Origin of the sequence: Hymenobacter sp. CRA2 (assembly GCF_002007105.1) — a bacterium.
Classification (GTDB): domain Bacteria; phylum Bacteroidota; class Bacteroidia; order Cytophagales; family Hymenobacteraceae; genus Solirubrum.
This window is the reverse complement of sequence record NZ_MVBC01000006.1, coordinates 184628-205701: the sequence shown is the minus strand read 5'-3', so window position 1 is coordinate 205701 and position 21074 is coordinate 184628. Positions and strand designations below refer to the sequence as shown.

The following is a 21074-nucleotide window of genomic DNA, read 5'->3' as shown; positions in this document are numbered from 1 at the left end:
CCCATTAGGCGCACCGTAGGCCTATGCTTTTGCCTTTGTAGGCCAGTATTTCTTCTCCAGCTGCCGCACGTACTGAATGGCCGCCTCAGAAAAGACGGGTGGCTTTGCCTGGTCTTTGCGGGCGGCTTTGTTGTAGAGGTAAATGAATGCGAACGGGTTCTGCACCTGCTTGAGCAGGGCGCGGCGCAGGCCGTTGCGCACGATGATGTCGGTCATGTAGTAGCCGGGGCAGTGGCCGCTGGTCCACCGGATGAGGGTGCGGTAGTATTTCTCGGGCTGGGCTTCGGCCCCGTTGCTGCGGGCCATGGCGGCCAGGCGCTGGTCGAGCACCCGCACGATGCTGTCGGCCTGGTGCAGCAGGAACTCCGAGCGCTGAAACTCCATGGGCAGCTCGGCCTCGTGCTGCAGCGCCACGGGTTTGTCGATCATGTCGGCGCTGCCTTCGTTGAGCACGCTGTTCAGCGCGTAGATTATGCCTTTGTCCTGCTCCGTCACGTTCTGGAAAGCCACCGGCTGGCGCAGGTTGTGGTGCAGCTCGTGCCCGATGAGCGTGCCGTTCAGCAGCTTGTCCTGGTTGTAGGCCGACCACAGGGTCAAAATCATCAGATGGTTGCCGGCAATGGCGTCGTTTTCGATGCCGAGCAGGTAAATGATAGCGGCCGTATCCCGCTGCTGCAGGCGTTTGGGCAGCCACGCCCAGGCCGTTTGGTACATGGCCTCCTGGTACTCCGGTTGCTTTAGGCGGGCCTGGTAGGCCTTCAGCTCCGGCTCGTGGGCCTTGTACTGGTACACTTTGTAGGTCAGCCAGTTCTTGACGGGGTCCTTGAGCCGCTCCCGCAGCAGGGCCGCCTGTTGGGGCTGATACACCACTTCCACCGCCCGCCGCAGATTGGCCAGGTACTTCGCCCCGAAGCCCTGGTTGTTGATGTACGCCTCGTTGGCCTCGATTTTTAGAAACCGCGTCCAGTCGGCCACCCGCAACGAGTCACCCTGCTTGATGGGCTCTATCAACGCCCAGTAGACTTGCAGCGGGCCGTCATCGATGCGCTGAGCCCAGGCCGGGAAGGCGGCCGTCAGCAGGAATAATGATAGGGCGACAACTCTGTTTGCTAGCTTCATAGAGGGGCGGTAACGGCAAATGGTCGACTTTCCGAAAGAATGGCCCAAAGAAGGTCCGCAGCCAGCGAAACCAACTGCAGTATTCTTCCAGCCAATCGACCGGTACCAATATCCTAATTCACTCCGCATCGGCGCCGCTGCGCCGCGTGTTCCTAGCAAAAACGAATGCCGTACCGGGGCCCCGGTACGGCATTCGTTTTTGGGCAACTCCTACCGACGAAGCAGGTGTCAGCGGCTTACGGGTTCCGGGCCCCGCCGCGGGGGCTTTCGGGCGGGCCGAGGTAGCTGGGCTTCAGCCCGCCGTGGTCGAGCACAAGCTTTTCCAGCACCACGCCGGGGTCGACAAGCCAGAACTTCAGCGTATGCTCGCCTGTTTTGGCCAGCTGGTGCTGCGAGGTTTTGATGATGATGTTCTGGGCCACGGACTGCTCCCAGGGCCGGTTGCCGTTGTCGGCCACCAGCCCGGTGTGCAGGTTGATGATTTGCGGCGCTTCGTCGTCGATGCTGACGGCGTAGCGCAGGCCGCCCTGGTTGCGGAAGTCCAGCGTCGGGGCGAAGTAGGCGTGCACCGTGACCGGAGCGGTGCCCGTTAGCTGCACGCGGTACTCCAGGTGCGGGGTGCCGCCGCCGGGCGCGGGGCTGCCCACCGTGGGGGGCATGGCCGTCACGCCCGAAAGGGTGCGGCCTAGGTCAGGAATTACCTGCCAGGTGACGCCGGCGCCGTTCACGGCCTTGTCGAAGTGCTCCGCTTCGATGCTCACGTAGCCGTCGGTTTCCGCGAAGCCGCTGCTCGCAAGTCCTTTACCAGCTGGTTTGGAGGCCGCAACCGCAGGCTCCGCAGCCGCCTTAATTTGATCAGCCGGCAAGACAACCACCTCCGGCATTTTATCGGCGGGCGGCTGCTGCCAATACGTGTAGCCGATGTGCGTCTGGTCCATCATGTGGTTCCACTTGCCGCCGGCCAGCGCGTGGTAGCGCTGCTTGATTTCCGCGTCCTTGGCGAAGAGGGCTTTGGCTTTGTCGGCCAGCGCGTTGGTGTTGGCGGCACCGTCTTTGGCCGCGGCGCGGTTTTGGGCCACGGTGTAGTACAGCTCGTTGAGGTTGGCGCAGGCCTGTACCGGATGCAGCACCAGCTCGTAGTAGGCGTCGCGGTACTCGGCGGGCATTTGCTGGCCGATTTGTTCGGCTCGGGCGAGTAGCTGCTGCCAATTGGCCACCACGGTTTCCCACTCGCGGTAATTGGTTAGGCTGTAGGTGTCGGCGTCGAGCAGCTCGGGCTTGCGGCGGCTGTTGTACTTGGCGTATTTGGCCAGGATATCGGCAATGCCGGCCGCGTGCTTGGCGCCGAACTGCCCGGCGGCCCACTGCTGGTGGTACTGGGCTAGGCTATTGGCGGGCCACTTGTTGGGGTTCCAGGCGTAGTCGAGGAAGAAGCTGATAGGGAATTCCATGGGCTTCAGGTCGCCCACGTTCACAATCCAGATCTGGTTGGCGCCGTACTCGTGGGCCAGGTGCATCTGCTCCCAGATGCGCGGCAGCGGGTTCGTGTTCAGCCACTTGTAGTTGCGCGGGCCGCCCACGTAGTCGAAGTGGTAGTAGATGCCGTAGCCGCCGGGGCGGGGCTTTTCGCCGAGTTTGGGCAGCTTGCGGATGTTGCCCCAGTTGTCGTCGCAGAGCAGCAGGGTCACGTCGTCGGGCACGCGCATGCCGCGGTCGTAGTAGTCCTGCACTTCCTTGTAGAGGGCCCAGAGCTGCGGGGTCTGCTCGGCGGGCTTGCCGGTTTCTTCGGCAATGATCTTGCGCTGATCGGCCACGATGCGCTCCAGCAGGGCAATGTTGCTTTCCTCGCTCATGGGCTCGTCGCCGTCGCCGCGCATGCCGATGCTCACGATGTTTTCGCGCGTGCCCATGCGCTTCATGCCGCCGCGCCAAAACTCGCGCAGCTTCTCGGCATTGGTCTGGTAGTTCCAGGGGCCCTTACCGAAGCGGCGCCACTCGTCGTGGGCGCGCGTGAGCGGCTCGTGGTGCGAAGTGCCCATCACGATGCCGTACTCGTCGGCCAGCACGGGGTTCTGCGGATCGTCGGCGCTGAAGGCGTTGCCCCACATGGCGGGCCAGAGGTAGTTGCCCTTCAGGCGCAGAATCAGCTCGAACATGTGGGTGTACATCTTCGAGTTGACGCCGCCGAACTTCTCCTGCGACCAGTTTTGCAAGGCCGGCGCCTCGTCGTTGATGAAGATGCCACGGTACTTCACCTGCGGCTCGCCCAGGGAATGGCGCCCGGGCAGCACGTACAGCGCCTTTTGCGGCGCTACGGGCACATCGGCCCACCAGTACCAGGGCGAGACGCCCATCTGCTGCGACAAATCATAGATGCCGAAGATGGTGCCGCGCTTGTCGCTGCCGGCCACCACCAGGGCCCGGTCGACGCCGGCCAGGGGCTTGTCCACCGTCTGCACCACGAAGGTTTCCCACTTGCCGGCCAGCCCGTTGGCATCGAGCTTTTTGTCGCGGATGAGCTGATCGATGAGCGGGCTTTTGCCCACGGTGCCGATGATGACGACGTCCTTGCCGCTCGGGGCTTTGTCGGTAGTCAGCGCGGGCTGCAGCTTGGTCACGCGGTTGATGTCGGCCTGCAGGTCGCGGGCGGCACGCAGCACGCCAGGCCAGTCCTGGGCGCTGGCAAACAGCGGTGCGGCTTTGCCACCGGCTGCCAGCGGGAAGCGGTTCTTGCCTTTCTCGGCCGACACGTATGCTTCGGAGCCGGGTACAGCCGGCACGAGTGACGCGGCCAGCGCGGGCAGGGCGCCGAGCAGCAGAAGCAGCGCGGGCAGCCAGCGCAGGAGGCGAGGGAAAGTTGAATCAGGAAAGATCATGGGCATGCGAAATCAGCCAACGCGGGGCTAAAACCAGCTCCCCTCCTCAGCTGAGGAGGGGCTGGGGTGATTGAAAGACTAGAGCTAAAAGTCTAGAATTAGATGACGCCCAAACGATTGGTCAACCACCCCGCCCTTCGGGCACCCCTCCTCAGCTGAGGAGGGGAACTAGCTTTTAGCCTTAGCTCTAGTCTTGCTTCGGCAGCATTAGAAATTCACGACTTCCTGGAAAGCCTTCTTGGGCTTCAGGTTCTGGTCGAACAAAAGCGGGTAGTTTTTGCGGCCGGCTACGGGGTACGTGTCGAGCCACGAGTACTTGTCTGACACGTTCCAGAACGTGACGCCGGTCAGCACCTTTTTGTAGTCGCGGAACACGCGGAAAAACATCTTGTACTGCGCGGCCTGCTTCTGCTCCAGCTCGGGTGTGTAGGCATCCGACTCGCCCGGGCGCTTGGTGCGGCGCTCTTTTTCCCAGGGGTAAATGGATACGTCCAGCTCGGTAATCTGCACCTTCAGGCCCAGCGAAGCATACCGCTCGATGGCCTCGCGCAGCTCCTGCTCGGTGGGTTCCTGCAAGGACCAGTGCCCCTGTAGCCCCACCGCGTGAATGGGCACTTTCGCGTCGACGAGCTGCTTGAGCAGCTTATACACCCGCTCGCGCTTTTCGGGCCGCTCCGTGTTGTAGTCGTTGTAGAACAGCACGGCCTTGGGGTCGGCCTCGTGGGCGTACTCGAAGGCCTTGGCAATAAAATCCTCGCCGCAGATCTGGTACCACTCCGAGTTGCGCAAAAACTCCTGCGGGTTGTCGCTGATGGCTTCGTTGACCACGTCCCAGGCGTAAATCTTGCCCTTGTAGCGCTTCACCACGGTGAAGATGTGGTCATGCAGGCGTTTGAGCAGCACTTCCTTCGACACTGGCTTGCCCGCGGCGTCCTTGAACAGCCACTTGGGCGTCTGCTCGTGCCAGAGCAGGTTATGGCCACGCACGCGCAGCTTATTGGCCTGCGCGAAGTCCACGATGGCGTCGGCGTCGGTCCAGAAGTAGCGGTTTTCCTCCGGGTGAATCGGGCCCATCTTCATGGCGTTTTCCGGCGTCACGCTGTTGAACTGTGCTTTGATCAGGGCCGCCTCCTCCCCTTTGATGGACTGCGGCCCTACGGCCACGCCCACGGGAAAATAGTCCTTGTAGTAGTCTTTCAGGCCTTTATCGGCGGCGGGGCGCTGCGAGCTAAGCAGCGTGGTGCTGCCCGCGAGCAAGGCGCCGATCAGCAGACGGCGGCTCAGGCGAGCGGTGAAATTGGGCTTAGTCATTGGGTGGTCAAGAAGAACGTCATGCTTCGGCAAGCTGAGCATGGCGTACTAGAGAAATTGCGCAAGAATCAAGAGCTGGTTTTGCTCGTGGAAGTCAGTTCCAGCACCACCACCGATTTCGGCGGCAGCGTCACGACGAGCTGCTCGCCGCGTTTTTTGGCGCCCCGGAAGCTGGCGAGCTTCACGTTGTCGGGCCGGTCAAAGGTATTGTAGTCGCTGACCTTGGCCGAGGTCAGAATGCGACCGGTTACCGCGTTCCACTTCACGCCGGGCAGCGTGGTTTCCAGCGTCAGCGGTTGGTTGGGGTTGAGGTTGACCAGCGAAATGTGCACCGCGCCGGCTTTGTCGCGCGAGGCAGAGGCGTTCAGGGCTGGGATTTTCTCGCTGCCCATAGCATACTCGGGGCTGCTAAACTGCAGCGGCAGCCACTGGGCATCCTGGTGCACCTGGTAGAGGTCGAAGACGTGGTAAGTGGGCGTCAGCAGCATCCGCTCCTTATCGGTGAGGATGAGCGCCTGCAGCACGTTCACGGCCTGGGCGAGGTTGGCGCCGCGCACCCGGTCGCAGTGGTTGTTGAAGATGTTGAGCGTGGTGCCGGCCACCAGCGCGTCGCGCAGCGAGTTTTGCTGGTACAAAAAGCCGGGGTTGGTGCCAGGCTCCACGTCGGTCCACACGCCCCACTCGTCCACCAGCAGCGCCACCTGCTTTTTGGGGTCGTATTTGTCCATGATGGCTGCGTGCTTGGCCACGATGGGCTCCATGCGCAGACAGTTGCGCATCGTATTGAAATACTCGGCCTCCCCGAAGCCGGTAGCCGGGCCCTTGCTGCCGCTCCAGCTGCCGGTCGGCAGCGTGTATTGGTGCAGGGTCAGGCCCCACATCATGTTGAGCGGAATCTTCTTCATGCACGTCTCCGTCCAGTTCGGGTCGTCGCCGTTGGCCCCGCTCACGATGCGCTTGAGCGGCGGCGAGCCGGGGTAGTTGTGGGCGAAGGTGGCGTAGCGCTTGTACACGTCGGCGTAGTAGTCGGGCGTCATGTTGCCGCCGCAGCCCCAGCTTTCGTTGCCGATGCCCCACATGGTCACGCCGTAGGGCGCGGGGTGGCCGTTTTGGCGGCGCTGCTGGGTGAGCGGGGTGTCGGCGTTGGAGTTCAGGTACTCCATCCAGTTGGCCATTTCCTGCACCGTGCCGCTCCCCACGTTGGCCGCCAGGTACGGCTCGGCGCCGAGCAGCTGGCACAGCTCCAGAAATTCGTGCGTGCCGAAGCTGTTGTCCTCCACCGCGTTGCCCCACCAGGTATTGATGGTGCGCGGACGCTGGGCCGCGGGGCCCACGCCGTCGCGCCAGTGGTAGGCGTCGGCGAAGCAGCCGCCGGGCCAGCGCAGGTTGGCTACTTTAATCTTGCGCAGCGCCTCCACAATGTCCATGCGGATACGGCCCTGCTTAGGTACGTTCAGCGCCGGGTCGACCCAGAAGCCGTCGTACACGCAGCGGCCCAGGTGCTCGGCGAAATGCCCGTAAATATGCTTGCTGATGACGGGCCCCGCGACGGGCGCGGGCTGCACCGTCAACTGTACCGTTTGGGCGGGCAGGGAAGTCGCGACCAGGACAACCAGCCCAATGGTGGAGCCTAGTTGACGCAGGCGGCGCGGACGTGTCGCTTCACCCCCCGGCCCCCTCTCCGAAAATGGAGAGGGGGTGCCAGCCGTTAGGGCATATGGACTAGTTACCGCCATCGGCCGAGCAGATAAGCCGAGGCAACGAGCAGTCCAACGTCTGAAGCTGGTGATTCTTCCGCGCTCAGAGGCGAGGAAGCCGGAGAATGAGGTTCGCAACACTGATTTGCTTAGATGTACTGGTTGATGATGTTTTCCAGCCATTCCTGCTTGCCGCTGCGCGGCGTCGGCTCGCCGTGCTCGTGCGCGATGCGGCGCAGGTCTTCCAGGGTCAGCTGGCCCTGCTCGAAGGCGCGGCCCTCGCCCGAGTCAAACGAGGCGTAGCGCTCCTGCCGGAACTGGCGGTAGGGCGACTTTTGCAGGATGTTGTCGGCCGTGACGAGGGCGCGGGCGAAGGCGTCCATGCCGCCGATGTGGGCCACGAAGATATCCTCCAGGTCGGTGGAGTTGCGGCGGGTCTTGGCGTCGAAGTTGATGCCGCCGTGCTTGAAGCCGCCGTGCTCCAGGATGATGAGCATGGACTCGGTCAACTCGTTCAGGTTCACCGGAAACTGGTCGGTGTCCCAGCCGTTCTGATAGTCGCCGCGGTTGGCGTCCATCGAGCCGAGCATGTTGGCATCGGCGGCCACCTGCAGCTCGTGCTCGAAGGTGTGGCCGGCCAGCGTGGCGTGGTTCACCTCCAGGTTGAGCATGAAGTCTTTGTCGAGGCCGTACTCCTTCAGGAAGCCGATGACGGTGGCCGCGTCGAAGTCGTACTGGTGCTTGGTGGGCTCGGCGGGCTTGGGCTCGATGAAGAACTTGCCGGTGAAGCCCTGCTTGCGGGCGTAGTCGCGGGCCATCGTGAGGAAGCGGCCCATGTGCTCCAGCTCGCGCTTCATGTTGGTATTGAGCAGGGTCATGTAGCCTTCGCGGCCGCCCCAGAACACGTAGTTCTCGCCGCCCAGCGCGATGGTCGCGTCCAGCGCGTTCAGCACCTGCGTGCCGGCGTGGGCCACCACCTGAAAGTCGGGGTTGGTGCTGGCGCCGTTCATGTAGCGCGGGTTCGAAAATACGTTGGCCGTGCCCCAGAGCAGCTTCACGCCGGTTTCCTGCTGCTTCTGCTTGGCGTACTCCACGATGCGCTGCAGGTTGCTTTCGTACTCGCGCAGCGAGGAGCCTTCGTCCACCAAATCCACGTCGTGGAAGCAGTAGTAGGGCGTGCCCAGCTTGGTGAAGAACTCGAAGGCGGCGTCCATCTTATCGTGGGCGCGGCCGAGGATGTCGGCCTGCTGGTCCCAGGCAAACTGCTTGGTGCCGGGGCCGAACGGGTCGCCGCCAGTGCCGGTGAAGGTATGCCAGTAGGCCGTGGCGAAGCGCAAGTGCTCCTTCATGGTCTTGCCAGCCACCACGCGGTTCTCGTCGTACCACTTAAAAGCCAGTGGGTTGTCCGACTCGCGGCCTTCGAACTTGATCGGCGCAATGCCCTTGAAATACTCGGTTTGGGAAAGCGTGCTAAGCGCCATGATGGGTAAGAAAAAGTTGGTTGGGTAATCAGCGAAATCGGTTCCCGGAACCGGCAGCGGACCGCCGCACTCACCTTCAGCCGCCCGCCGCCGGCCCGGGTAACCAAGAGGCTACTCCACCAGCAGCTTGCTGGTAATCAGGCTGCCGTCGGTGGCGGTCAGCTGCACAGCGTAGAGGCCGGCGGCCAGCTTGGGCTGCAGCTCCACGCTGGCTTGCTGATGCAGGGCCTGCTGGTGCACGGTGCGGCCCTGCATATCCACGATGCGCAGGTGGCTGATGGTTTGGGTGCCGGTGAGGCTGAAGCGGCCGTCGGTGGTTGGGTTCGGGAACAGGCGCACGGTGGTTTCCTGGCCGCTGCGGGTTTTCAGCACGGTGGTGCGCACGTAGTTTTTCAGCCACACCAGGGCCGAACGCTCGGTGTTGTCGGCGTTGGCCAGGTAGGCGCCCTGGGCGGAGCGCCAGTGGCCGGGGCGGTAGCCCCAGATGGTCATGCCCTTCACGGCCGGGTACTCCCACAGGGCCGGAAATACTCGCTGGTATTCGGCCAGCTGGATGGCGTCGTCGAGCTGGTTGGCGCTGTTCACGCCGTCGATGTCCAGCTCGGTGATGTACAAGGGTTTGCCGGCCGAGGCCAGCGTGTTCAAGTTGGCTATCAGCGTAGAAGTGGGGATATTCTTCGTCTCGAAGGCGTGGCCCTGAATGCCCACGCCGTCCACCAGGTTGCGCTGCACCAGCAGGTTCACGATGCCGAGGTAGCGCTGGGCGTTGGTGGTGTAGCTCATCACGCCGTAGTCGTTGATGAGCAGCTGGGCATTGGGGAAGTACTGCCGGGCCATCTGGTACGAGGTGATGACCCAGTCCCAGCCCGTAGTACCGGCCCCGCCGAGGGCGTCGTAGTAGTTGCCGGCGCCGCTGCCGGGCGTGTTCGGGCCGTTGTTGCCGGTCGAGCCGTTCAGCGGCAGGTCGTTGGTGGCCTCGTTCACCACCTCAATCTGGTCGATATTGGGGTAGCGCTGGGCCACGGCCTGAAACCACTCCCGGATTTCGGTCAGCTGCTCAGCGGGCGGCAGGGTTTCAATCCAGATCGGCTGCTGCTGGCCCCAGATCAGGGTGTGCATCTTGAAGGGAAAGCCGTTGCGGCGGGCCAGCGCGTAGGCCGAGTCCAGCTCGGCCCAGTTCATCTGGTTGCGCGTGGCTTCCACCGAGCCCCACTTGCCCGCGTTTTCGGGCGTCACCTGGTTGAAGTACTTGTTGAAGAAGGGCTTCTGCGGCGTACTGTACACCCCGCCCAGGTACTTGGACTTGCCTTGCGCCATGGGCGGCCCCGTGGGCGTGAAGGTGACGGGCGGCGCGCTGGTGCCCTGCTGGTTGTTGTCGAGCTGATCGGGCGTGAAGTACAGCCCCGTCTGGCCGAACACTAGCTTGTCGATGTCCAGCCCATCTTCGCGCGCCCCGATCTGGAAAGTCTGCGTGAGGCCGCCGGCCGCCACGGTGAAGCTGATGGGCGGCTCGCCGCCGTTGAACTTGGAGAGGTTAATCCACTTCCACACGCCCGTGCCGGCCCCGCCGGCGCCTTCCACGGCCACGTTGCCGCTGCCGCTGGCGTAGCCCACCGCGTTCAGGTTGTTAACGGTAATCCAGTTCGTGTCGTCGGCCGGCAGCTTCTGGCCGAAGCCGTTAGCGTAGTAAAAGCTGTCGTCGTTGGCCCCACCGGCGTTTACCCGCACGCGGGCGTACAGGTCGTAGGCGCCGGCGCCGGGGAAGGTCACCGAGTAAGTAATGACGCGGGCCGCCGTACCGGGGTTTTGCCCGTTGATAGTGGCCGTGGGCGTGACGGTGACGTATTGCACGCCGCTGGCCGTCTGGCTGAGCCAGTCGGCGCCGAGCGTGCCGCTTTCGGCCTGCTGCGGCACGGGCGCATTCTGAGCCTGCCCGCTTTGGGCGGCGCCTAAAGTGAGCAGCCCGAGCAGGCCGAGGAATAGGGTAGAGCGTTGTTTCATGGGTGTTTTGGGAATGCGAGGCGTCGCTTGAGCGGTGCGGAACAGGTAGTTGAAATCAAGCTTGAGTAGGTCAGCGGGCAGAGCGCGGCCCAGGGCTCAGCGCTACTTCACCGTCAGCTGGGCGGTGGCAGCCTTGGCCAGGCCCAATTGCTGGCTGCGCGCCGAGGGCAGGGCGCCGCCCACGGCCACCGTCACGGGGCCGCCGGGAGCCACGGCCAGCCCCTGCTCATTGATGCGGGCCAGCTGCTCGGGCGTGAGCGTAAACTTCACCGTCTGGCTGGCGCCGGGGGCCAGCTTCACGCGGCGGAAGCTTTTCAGGGTGTAAAGCGGCGTCTGGCTGCCTTTGGGGGCGGTGTGCGTGAGGTAGAGCTGCACCACTTCTTCGCCCTCCATTTTGCCGGTGTTGGTCACGGTGGCTTCCACTTCCACGGGCTTGTTTTTGGCCGCCTTCTTCGGCAGCTTCAGGCCCGAGTACTCGAAGCGGGCGTAGCTCAGCCCGTAGCCGAAGGGGTACATGGGCTCGGCGGCCATGTAGCGGTAGGTGCGGCCCTGCATGCCGTAGGCGTTGTAGGCCGGCAGTTGGTCCAAGGACTTCGGAAACGTAATCGGCAGCTTGCCCGAGGGCGAGACTTTGCCGAAGATGATGTCGGCCACGGCGCCACCGCCTTCCTCGCCGGGGTACCAGGCCAGCACCACGGCGTCGGCCAGCTCGTGCACCTCCTGCAGGTTCATGGGCGAACCGCCGGTAATCACCGCCACGATGGGGCGGGTATTGCCCTGGCGCAGCTTGCGCAGAAAGTCAATCTGGTTTTGCGGCAGGTTGTAGTCGAGCCGGTCGCCGGCGTGGGCCGAGGCAATGGACTCGCCCTCCTCCCCTTCGATCTGCCCGGTGATGCCCAGCACCACGATGGTCGCGTCGGAGCGCTTGGCGTCGCCGGTGGTCCAGTCGGCGGGGTTCACGTTGGGCCGGTCCAGCAGGATGCCGGGCTTGTACTGCATCTGGCTGCCCGGCTCGATGGCGCCCACCAGTCCTTCTAGGATGGTGCTCATGCGCGGGTTCACCCCGTAGTAGTTGCCGATGAGCGCGTCGAGGCTGGTGGCGTTGGGGCCGCACACGTAGTACTTAGCCAGGTCGTTGCGCAGGGGCAGCGCGCCGTTGTTCTTGAGCAGCACCACCGATTTCTGCGCCACCTCGCGAGCCAGGGCGCGGTGCGCGTCGCTGTTGATGACGGCCACCGGAATGTTGTCGTAGGGTGAGCTGCCTTTGGGGTCGAACAGGCCGAGTTTGAAGCGGGTGCGCAGCAGAATGGCCAGCGCGCTATCCACTTGAGCTTCGGTCAGCAGCCCCTGCTTCACGGCGTCGGCCACCGACTTATACTCGGTGCCGCAGTTCAGGCTCACGCCGTTCTTGATGGCCATGGCCGAGGCTTCGGCGGCGTTTTTCGCCACGTGGTGGCCGCTGGCGGAAAAGAAGTCCTCCAGCGCGCCGCAGTCCGTCACCACGTGGCCGCGGAAGCCCCACTCCTTGCGTAGTACGTCCTGCAGCAGGAATTTATTCGAGCAGCACGGCTCGCCGTTGGTGGCGTTGTAGGCGCACATCACCGATTCCACGTTGGCTTCCTGCACCAGCGCCTTGAAGGCTGGCAAGTAAGTCTCGCGCAAGTCCTGCATGGAGGCCTGGGCGTTGAACTCGTGGCGCAGCTTTTCGGGGCCGCTGTGCACGGCGTAGTGCTTGGCGCAGGCGGCCACTTTCAGGCGTTGCGGGTCGTTGCCCTGCAGCCCGCGCACGAAGGCCACGCCGATGCGCGAGGTCAGGTACGGGTCTTCGCCGTAGGTTTCCTGCCCGCGGCCCCAGCGCGGGTCGCGGAAGATGTTCACGTTGGGCGTCCAGAAGGTGAGCCCGCCATACTTCAGCCGGTAGTCCTTGGCCGAAGCGGCGTTGTACATGGCCCGCGCCTCATCGGAAATGGCCGTGGACACGCGCAGGGCCAGCTCGTCGTCGAAGGTGGCGCCCAGGGCAATGGCCTGCGGAAATACCGTAGCCGAGCCCGAGCGGCCCACGCCGTGCAGGGCCTCGTTCCACCAGTTGTAGGTGGGCACGCCCAGCCGCGGAATGGCCGCGCTGTAGTCCATCATCTGGCTGGCCTTTTCCTCCAGCGTCATCTTCGAGAGCAGGTCCTGCACCCGCGCGCTCAGCGGCTGGGCGGGGTCCAGGTACAGCGGCGCCACGGTCCTGGGTGCCTGGGCGCTGGTCAGCCGGGGCAGGCTCAGGAGCAGAGCGGCACTAAGCAAACGCGTGAGGGTCATGGGAAAGAAGGCAGAAAGTCGTTTTGGTGGTGATAACGCAGCCGGACGGCTGCGGCAAGGCTGGCAGCCCCCACCCGCCTGGGTGAGGGCTGCCGCCTGGCCAGCACGGGTCTCTCAGGCCCAGCTGGTGAGCGGCACCGTGGCCGGGCTTCTTGTCGGGAGGGCCGTAGCAAGCCGCCCCGACTGCACATTCCCCTTGAGGCCGACGCTTGCGCGCCAGCTGTGCACCAGCGGGCATGTTCCCACGCATGCCCCGGTCTTGGGAAGCCGCGGTTAGGTAGCCGCTCGCCGGTCCTCTGCGGACCGGATACTTTCGGAAGCCGCCACGGCGGGCGGCTCCGGGTACATTACTTGCCGGAATCGGTGCGAAAAGGCGACGCGGGCAGGCCAGCCTTGTTGTAAAGGTTGGCGCCCTGCGGGTTGTCGGCCCAGGCGTAGCGCACGGCCACGGGGTTGGGCACCTGCTCGTTCCACACCACCACTTTGTCGCCCTCGATGCGGGCCTGCGCCCACACCCACTGCTGGTCGGCACCGGCAATGGCAAACTGCTTCAGCTCACCGCCGCCTTTGGCCACTAGCCCGCCGCCGACGCTCGTGAAGCTCAGCGTGATTTTGTTGCCGTTGATTTTGTGGCTCTGGTACAGCGGCCCGGCAGCCACCACGTTGTCGCCGTAGGCTTCGCGCTCGGCAGCCAGGGCCAGGCGGTGGCCCACGGTAGCTTTGTCCAGGGGGTGAATGTCGTTCCACTCGCCCGCGTCGATGGCCACGGCCATGCTGGTGTGCGGCAGGGCCAGCGTGCGGCGCTGGGCTTCGCGCAGCTCAGCCCAACCGCTTTCACTGGGCTGGTCCTTCACGGCCATGAAGTTGGCCAGCTGCACGTAGAGGAAGGGTAAGGCCGGCTGCTGCCAGGCGCGGCGCCAGTCGGTAATCATGGTCGAAAATAGCTGCTGGTATTCCTTGGCGCGGCCGGTGTTCGACTCGCCCTGGTACCAGATGACGCCCTTCACGGCGTAAGGCAGCAGCGGCGCCACCATGCCGTTGAACAGGCCGCCGGGCTCGTACTGAAAGAACGTCGGTGGGGCCAGCGGCTCGGACTTGGCGCCGAGCTTGTACTGCCACGCGCCGCGCAAATCCACGGCTTGGCCGTTAGCGGCGCGCAGCTCGTAGGGCTTGTCCATGGTGAAGCCGCCGCGGCCCGTGCTGTTGATGACGCGCACCACCACCACGTTTTTGCCGGGCTTGAGCACCGTGGTCGGCAACTCATACTTGCGCGGCGGGTACTGGTACGAGGTGGTGCCCACGAACTGCCCGTTCACATACACCGAGTCGGCATCGACGATAGTGCCCAGGTTCAGGCGTACGGGCTGGTCGACTATGGCGGTCGGCACCTCTACTTCCTTACGAAACCACACCACACCATTGACCGGGCCCAGGCCCTGGTCGGCCCAGTAGCCGGGCAGGTTCATCGTTTTCCAGTCCGCGGCGTTGTAGCTGGGCGAAGTCCAGGACGTCTGGCCCTTAGCAAAGCCTTGGTCCTGCTGGCGCAGTTGCCGGTACCAGGCCGCGTCGCGGGCCCGCTCCTGCTGCTGCACGCCCACCACGTAGCTGCTGTCGCGCAGCTGGTCGGCGCGCTGCTGCAGGGCCGGATAATTTTTGAGCGCCTCGGGGCTCAGCCAGGCTTCGGCCGGCGAGCCGCCTACGGCAATGCGAATAAGCCCGATGGGCACTTTGTACTTATCGTGCAGCTCGCGGGCAAAGAAGTAGCCCACGGCGGTAAACTGCAGCACGGCTTTGGGGTCGGCGGCGGTCCAGCGGCCCGAGGGCAGATCCGCCTGCGGGCCCTTGAAGGCGTAGCGCGTCGGCCCGTCGAACTGCCGAATCTGCGGATTGGTGGCCGCGGCAATGACGTCGGGGTACTTGTCTTTCACCCGGTTCATCGGCAGCTCCATGTTCGATTGGCCCGAGCACACCCACACGTCGCCGACGAGGATGTCGCGCAGCGTGAGCTGATTCGAGCCTTTGAACGTCATTTCGTAGGGGCCGCCGGCTTTGAGCGCGGGCAGCTGCACGCGCCACTTGCCATCCGGGCCGGTGGTGGCGCGGTAGGTTTTGCCCTGAAAGCTCACCGATACGGCCTCGCCTTTATCGGCCCAGCCCCACACCGCTACCGGCTTGTCGCGCTGCAGCACCATGCCGTCGCTGATGAGGCGCGGCAGACGCACGGCGGCCGGGGCCACTGTGGCCGACAGCAAACCCAGGCCGGTGGCGGCAAGCAGAATCGGGAAGGCGGGTTTCATAGCAAAAGGCAGCAAGTCAGACGGCGGGGAAAAGGCTACGAAGCCGGGGCAGGCCAGGGCAGCAGCCCTCTCCCACCCCGGCCGACCGGTTAGTTGTAGCCCGGGTTCTGGGTGATTTTACCAGCGGTGCGGTCGATTTCGGTTTGCGGAATCGGACGCAGCACGTGGAAGTCCTTGATGTTGCGGGCGGCATCGGAGCCGTAGGGGCCCGCGGGGGGAGTCGTCACGTTGCTGCTCGGCGGCACCTTGGCGCGCACGCGCTCCACGAGCTTGTTGGTGCGTACCAGGTCGAAGTAGCGCATCTGCTCGCCGCACAGCTCGCGGGCCCGCTCATCGAGGATGAAGTCGATGTTGAGCTGCGAAGCCGTGATGTCCATCTGGGTTTTACGACCCGTGGCGCCGGCCCGCTCGCGCAGGGTATTGATCTGCGTCACGGCCGGGCCCGTGTTGTTGAGGTACATGTTGGCTTCGGCCGCAATCAGGTAGGTTTCGGCGAAGCGGTACACGATCAGCGGACGGTCGGAGGGGTTGTTCACGGCCGTGCGGGTGGCGTCGTCGTACTTGTTCATCACCGGCGAGAACAGGTTGCTGTAGCCAGCGGGCTCGATGACGGTGAACGGCCCGTTGGGACGAGCAGCAATGCGCGCCTTTTCGGCAGCCGAGAGCGGCCGGCCGGTGTACCAGGCGGCGGTGTCGCCGAGTACGGCGTTGGTGCGGCCGCCATTGGCAGCGCCCTGCCCGGTCGAGTTTACGCGGTACACGGTGGTAAACCACTTGTTGTAGCGCGTGTCGGTGCTGCGCAGGGTGCGGCCCGTTTCACCCGGCAGAATGTAGGAGTCGAGCAGGAAGGGCGTGGGGCAGAAGCGGCCGTAGGGGCGGCCGTTCGGAATGTCGCGCACCATGTTCGGCAGCAGGTCGTAGCGGCTGCGGAAGAAGAAGTTGGTCTGGTTGGCGCCGGTGGGCGAGAACGGGTCCTGGCCGGTAAAGGTGGGGTCCTGGTTGAACTGCACGTTCATCAGCACTTCCTTGCCGTTCTCGTTGCCCTCGCGGAACACGTCGGCTACGTCGGCCTCCAGGTCCACGCCGTAGCGCGCGCGGTTGGTAATCAGCTCTTCGGCGTACTGCTTGGCCTTGGCGTAGTCGTCGCTCTGCCGGGCCGTGGAGGTGGCGCGCGTCAGGTGAACTTTGGCCAGCAGGTGCAGAGCCGTGGCACGCGTCACGCGGCCGGTGCCGTTGGCGGCGTAGCCCGTCGTCTTGTCGGGCAGGGAGCCCAGCGCGTCGTTCAAGTCGGCGATAATGGCGTTGTACACGTCAGCCTTCGGAGCGCGCACGATATCCTTGGTGGGCGCGTCCACGAAGCTGAGCATCAGCGGCACGTCGCCGAAGTACTGCACCAGCATGAAGTAGAAATTGGCCCGTAGCAGCTTGGCCTGGCCTACCACCTGCGAGATGGTAGCCGGCGGCAGCCCCTGCACGGTGCCGGCGTACTGAATCACGCCGTTGGCCCCGTTGATGTAGCGGTAGATGATGGCCCACTGGTTGGTCACGGCCGAGTTCTGCGAGTTCAGCAGCGCCTGGTTGTAATCCTCGTAGCCCTGGGTGGCGGCAAAGCCGCGCATCCACTCATCGGTGCCCTGCACGGCCATGTATTCGGCTTCTTCATTGCCGTACACGTTGCGCAGGCCCGAGTACACGCCCGTCAGGCCGGCCTGCACGCCCTCGGGGGTGCCCAGAAAGGAGGGCACCAGAATAGAGCGTGGGTTTTCGTCCAGAATATCCTTGTCGCACCCGGTCACTGCCATCAGCAGTGCCAGCGCCGACCCGGTAAGCAATACCTTTTTCATATCTACGGTGGGCGCCAGGCGCCCTGGGAATGTTAAGGGGAAGGGGGAAATTAGAAGGCCAGGTTCAGGCCCACGATAAAGGCGCGGGTAGCCGGGTAATTCACGCCGCGGCCGGCGGTAGTGCTGTTCACGTTGCCGTTCAGGTCACCCTCGGCGAAGGCAATGCCGCTGGGGCCCGAGGCCGAGAAGCGCGTGGAGTACGACAGCGCATCCGGGTCAATAGCCTTGTTCTTCTTGTAGAAGGACAGCGGCGACCAGATCAGCGGGTTCTGCACCTGCACGTAGAGGCGGGCCGAGCTTACGCGTACTTTCTCCGACCAGCTGGCGGGCAGGGAGTAGCCCAAGTCGATGCTGCGCACCTTGATGAACGTGCCGCTCACGTAGGCCAGCGTCTGGCTGTAGGGCGGGAAGTCGCCGTTGCCCTGGCGGGGCTGCGGGAAGGCGTTGGTCGGGTTTTCCGGCGTCCAGTAATCCAGGTTCACCTGGTTGCGGCGCCCTTCGAAGGTGGTGAAGTAGGAGTTGCCGAACAGCAGCGGGTCCACGATGGTGGCGCCCACGCGGGTCAGCGCCACGGCCGTCAGGTCGAAGCCCTTGAAGCGGAAGCGCTGGGTGGTACCGGCCTCAAACTTGGGCTGGCGCGTACCGATGATCTGCCGGTCGCCCGGGTCGATGGTGCCGTTGCCGTTGGTGTCCTGAATCTTGATCTGGCCGACCTTGGAGTTGTACTTGGCCGCTTCGGCGGCTTCGTTGGTCTGCCAGATGCCGATTTTCTTGTAGTCGTAAATCACGTACAGCGGCTCGCCGATGAAGCGCTGGTTGCCGATGTCGCTCTTGGGGTTGCCGTTCTCGTCGTCGCCCAGGCCTAGGTCGAGCACCTTCTCGCGGTTGATGGTGAAGTTCCAGTCCGAGCTCCACTCGAAGCCGCTGCCGGTGCGCACGTTCACCGTAGTCACCCCGATTTCGAGGCCGCGGTTCTGCGTCTGGCCGATGTTGCGCGTGAAGGCGCTGTAGCCGCTGGAGGTGGGCAGTGCGTCGGGCAGCAGCAGGTCGCTGGTGCGCTGCTGGTACACTTCCACCGAACCGGCCACGCGGTTGTTGAAAAAGCCGAAGTCGAGGCCGAAGTTGGCGGTGGTGGTGTATTCCCAGCCCAGGTTGGGGTTCGGAATGGTAGCTGGCACCACCCCGATCAGGCCCGTGCCGCCGGAGTTGTAGTAGCCGTTGCCCAGCGCCGATTGCAGGGAGCCCAGCGTCTGGTAGGGGTTCACAGCGGTGCTGCCCACCCGGCCCAGGCTGGCGCGCAGCTTCAGGGCGCTCAGCCAGCCCTGGTCACGCAGGAAGCTCTCGTTGGCCACGTTCCAGGCCACGGCGGCTGAGGGGAAGGCCTTGTACTTGTTGCCCGGCGCCAGGCGCGACGAACCGTCGGCGCGCACCGTCACGGTGGCGGAGTAGCGGTTGTCGAACGAGTAGTTCAGGCGGCCCATGTACGAGATGATGTCGAACTGGCTCTGGAAGCTGCTCGGGGCCGTGGGCGTGCCCGCGCCGAGGTTGTTGTTCAACTGGTAGTTGGTAGGCAGGTTCTGCGAGCCGGCGCCAAAGCCGTCGGTGCGGTACTCCTGCGCGCTGTACAGGGCCGTCACGTTCAGGTCGTGCTTCTCGGCGAAGGTGCGGTTGTAGGTCAGGATGTTTTCCGCCAGCAGGTTGAAGGCCAGGTTCTGCGAGCGGGAAGCCGCGTTCTGTCCACCGCCGCGCGCCGGGGTTTGCGAGGCGTAGAACTGGTCGCTGTTCTCCGAGCGCCCGTCCAGGCCGATGTTCAGGCGGTAATCCAGCCCTTTCAGGATGTTCACCTGCCCGTACAGGCTGTTGAAGGTGCGGATGCGGCGGCGCTTGTCCAGGTGCGCATCCTCGGTGTAGAAGGCCAGCGGATTGCCCAGGGCGGTGTCGGTGTTCGGGAAGAGCACCGGAATGCCGTTGGCGTCGTAGGGCGAAGCCAGGGGGCTGCCCGTCAGAACGGCGTTGATGATGTTCAGCGTCGGGTCGTCCTGATCGGTGTAGCTGTTGAGCGTATTCAGGCCGATTTTGACGCGCTTGCCGATTTGCTGGTCCAGCGTGGCGCGCAGCGAGTAGCGCTGCAGCCGCTGCACCGGCACGATGCCCGTCTCGTCGTAGTAGCCCAGCGAAGCGGAGTACTGCGTCTGCTCGGTGCCACCCGATACGCCCAGCGAGTGGTTCTGGATGTGGCCGTTCTGGAACAGCAGATCCTGGTAGTCGATGCTGCGGCCGGCGGCCAGGTTGGCTTTTTCGTCGTCGGTCAGGAAGCCGGGCGTGTTGTCCGGGTTGGCCACGCCGTTGGCCAGGTAGGCCTGGCGGCGGAAGTTGTAGTACTGCTGCCCGTTCTGCAGGTCGAAGTCGCCGTAGGCCCGCTTGGTGCCGTAGTAGGCGCTGTAGGTGGCCCGGGGGGCGCCGGTCTTGCCGCGCTTGGTGGTGATAAGGATAACGCCGTTGGCGCCACGGGCCCCGTAGATGGCCGTCGAGGAGGCGTCTTTCAGCACTTCCAGCGAGGTGATGTCGTCCGGGTTCAGGTCGTTCAGGTTGCCGTCGTAGGGCACGCCGTCCACTACCAGCAGCGGGTCGTTGCTACCGGCGAAGGAGCGGTTGCCACGGATACGGATAACCGGGTTCTGGCCGGGCGAGGAGCTGGCGCTGGAGATGTTTACGCCAGCTGCGCGGCCCTGCAGGGCCTGGCCCACGTTGGCTACCGGCACGTCGCGCAGGGCTTGCTCGTCCACCGAAGAAATGGCCCCCGTCACCTGGCTTTTCTTCTGCACCCCGTAGCCTACCACCACTACTTCGTTGATGTTCTGCACATCTTCCAGCAGCTTCACGTCCACGGTGTTGCGGCCGCCCACCACTACGCGCTGCGTAGAGTAGCCCACGAAGGAAAACGTGAGCGTCGCGCCCTGGGGCACGTTCTGCAGGTTGTATACGCCTTCGGAGTTGGTGGTAGTGCCCTGCGTGGTGCCGGCTACTACTACGCTCACGCCGGGCAGGCCGGTGCCGTCGGCCGCCGTCACGCGCCCGGATACCGATTGGTTCGTTTGCGCCACGGCGCTGTGGGGCGCCAGGGCCAGGGTCAGTGGCAGCGCCACCGCCGGGAGCAGGGGCCAGCTAAGCAGCAGGGCCGTTCTGCGTAAAGGTGTAGTCATGGAAGTGTGTGGGAATTATGGAAAGGTAGGTTCTATTCGGGGCGCCCGCGGCATAGGCCGCCCAGGCGCTAGAAGCCGATGGAGTTGCCGCCGTCGACGGGCAGCGAGGCGCCGGTGATGTAGCGCGCGGCATCGGAGGCGAGGAACACGGCGGCCCGGCCGATGTCTTCGGGCTGGCCGAAGGAGCCCATGGGCGTGCGGCGCAGGGCGCGGCTTTTGCGGTCGGGGTCGGAGTTCATGGCCGTGCGGCTCATCTCCGTCTCGATAAAGCCCGGCGCAATGGCGTTGACGCGCACGTTGTCGCCGGAAAACTCGGAGGCCAGCACCTTCACCATACCCTCCACGGCCGACTTGGAGGCGGCGTAGGCCACCACGCGGTCGATGCCGTAGTAGGCCGCCATCGAGGAAATCATCAGGATGACGCCGCTGCGACGGGCTACCATGCGCTGGGCGCAGGCCCGGGTGAGGGCAAACACCGCGTTCAGGTTGGTGTGGATGATGCGGCTGAACTCCTCGTCCGTTACCTGCAGAGCGGGTTTCTTGAGGTTGATGCCGGCGTTGTTCACCAGCACGTCGACGGGGCCGTAGGTGGCTTCGATGTGCTCGACGAGCCCATCGAGCGAGGTCAGGTCGCAGATGTCGTTGACGAGGTATTCAACTCGTTCGCCCAGCTCACGCTTGGCCTCCTTGAGCACCTCTTCGCGCCGGCCGGTGATGACCACCGTGGCGCCGGCCTGCGCCATGCAGCGCGCTATTTCCAGGCCGATGCCGCTGCCGCCGCCGGTGACCAGCGCCAGCCGGCCTTCCAGCGAAAAAGCCTGCTGGTGCGCCGCGCGGCTGGCCGTGGCGGGGGCGGCCTGCTCGGGCCGGCCGTTTTGGCTCAGGGGTTCGACTATGTGTTTCATGCGCAAACGGGAAAGAGTGGTTAAGTCGGGAGG

11 protein-coding genes are annotated in these 21074 nt (G+C 64.5%); all 11 read right to left on the bottom strand.

Translation table 11 applies throughout. The features are described 5' to 3' along the window. Positions 1 to 21 precede the first annotated feature (21 nt). Positions 22 to 1119: a DUF5700 domain-containing putative Zn-dependent protease gene (locus B0919_RS11735; protein ID WP_078012440.1), complete on the bottom strand. Its 1098-nt coding sequence runs from the start codon at positions 1117 to 1119 to the stop codon at positions 22 to 24. A gap of 236 nt (positions 1120 to 1355) precedes the next feature. Continuing rightward, the gene (locus B0919_RS11730; protein ID WP_254846559.1) at positions 1356 to 4001 is read right to left on the bottom strand and encodes a glycosyl hydrolase 115 family protein; all 2646 of its coding nucleotides are present in this window, start codon (positions 3999 to 4001) and stop codon (positions 1356 to 1358) included. Positions 4002 to 4202: 201 nt separating this feature from the next. Beyond that, entirely contained in the window at positions 4203 to 5306 is a 1104-nt protein-coding gene (locus tag B0919_RS11725; RefSeq protein ID WP_078012439.1) for an endo-1,4-beta-xylanase, read from the bottom strand. A gap of 68 nt (positions 5307 to 5374) precedes the next feature. Then, the gene (locus tag B0919_RS11720) at positions 5375 to 6871 is read right to left on the bottom strand and encodes an alpha-N-arabinofuranosidase (protein ID WP_254846558.1); all 1497 of its coding nucleotides are present in this window, start codon (positions 6869 to 6871) and stop codon (positions 5375 to 5377) included. A 281-nt stretch (positions 6872 to 7152) separates the two neighbouring features. Beyond that, positions 7153 to 8484: a xylose isomerase gene (gene xylA, locus B0919_RS11715; protein WP_078012437.1), complete on the bottom strand. Its 1332-nt coding sequence runs from the start codon at positions 8482 to 8484 to the stop codon at positions 7153 to 7155. A gap of 111 nt (positions 8485 to 8595) precedes the next feature. Beyond that, positions 8596 to 10485 (bottom strand): endo-1,4-beta-xylanase, encoded by a 1890-nt coding sequence (locus B0919_RS11710; protein ID WP_078012436.1) that lies wholly within the window; start codon positions 10483 to 10485, stop codon positions 8596 to 8598. A 102-nt stretch (positions 10486 to 10587) separates the two neighbouring features. Next, the gene (locus tag B0919_RS11705) at positions 10588 to 12792 is read right to left on the bottom strand and encodes a glycoside hydrolase family 3 N-terminal domain-containing protein (RefSeq protein WP_078012435.1); all 2205 of its coding nucleotides are present in this window, start codon (positions 12790 to 12792) and stop codon (positions 10588 to 10590) included. A 347-nt stretch (positions 12793 to 13139) separates the two neighbouring features. Continuing rightward, positions 13140 to 15089 (bottom strand): sialate O-acetylesterase, encoded by a 1950-nt coding sequence (locus B0919_RS11700; RefSeq protein WP_078012529.1) that lies wholly within the window; start codon positions 15087 to 15089, stop codon positions 13140 to 13142. Between the two features lie 89 nt (positions 15090 to 15178). Then, on the bottom strand, positions 15179 to 16933 hold the full coding sequence (locus B0919_RS11695; RefSeq protein ID WP_078012434.1) for a RagB/SusD family nutrient uptake outer membrane protein: 1755 nt from the start codon (positions 16931 to 16933) through the stop codon (positions 15179 to 15181). A gap of 50 nt (positions 16934 to 16983) precedes the next feature. Next, on the bottom strand, positions 16984 to 20136 hold the full coding sequence (locus B0919_RS11690) for a SusC/RagA family TonB-linked outer membrane protein (RefSeq protein WP_078012433.1): 3153 nt from the start codon (positions 20134 to 20136) through the stop codon (positions 16984 to 16986). Positions 20137 to 20204: 68 nt separating this feature from the next. Next, positions 20205 to 21041: an SDR family NAD(P)-dependent oxidoreductase gene (locus B0919_RS11685; RefSeq protein WP_078012432.1), complete on the bottom strand. Its 837-nt coding sequence runs from the start codon at positions 21039 to 21041 to the stop codon at positions 20205 to 20207. Between the last annotated feature and the right edge of the window lie 33 nt (positions 21042 to 21074).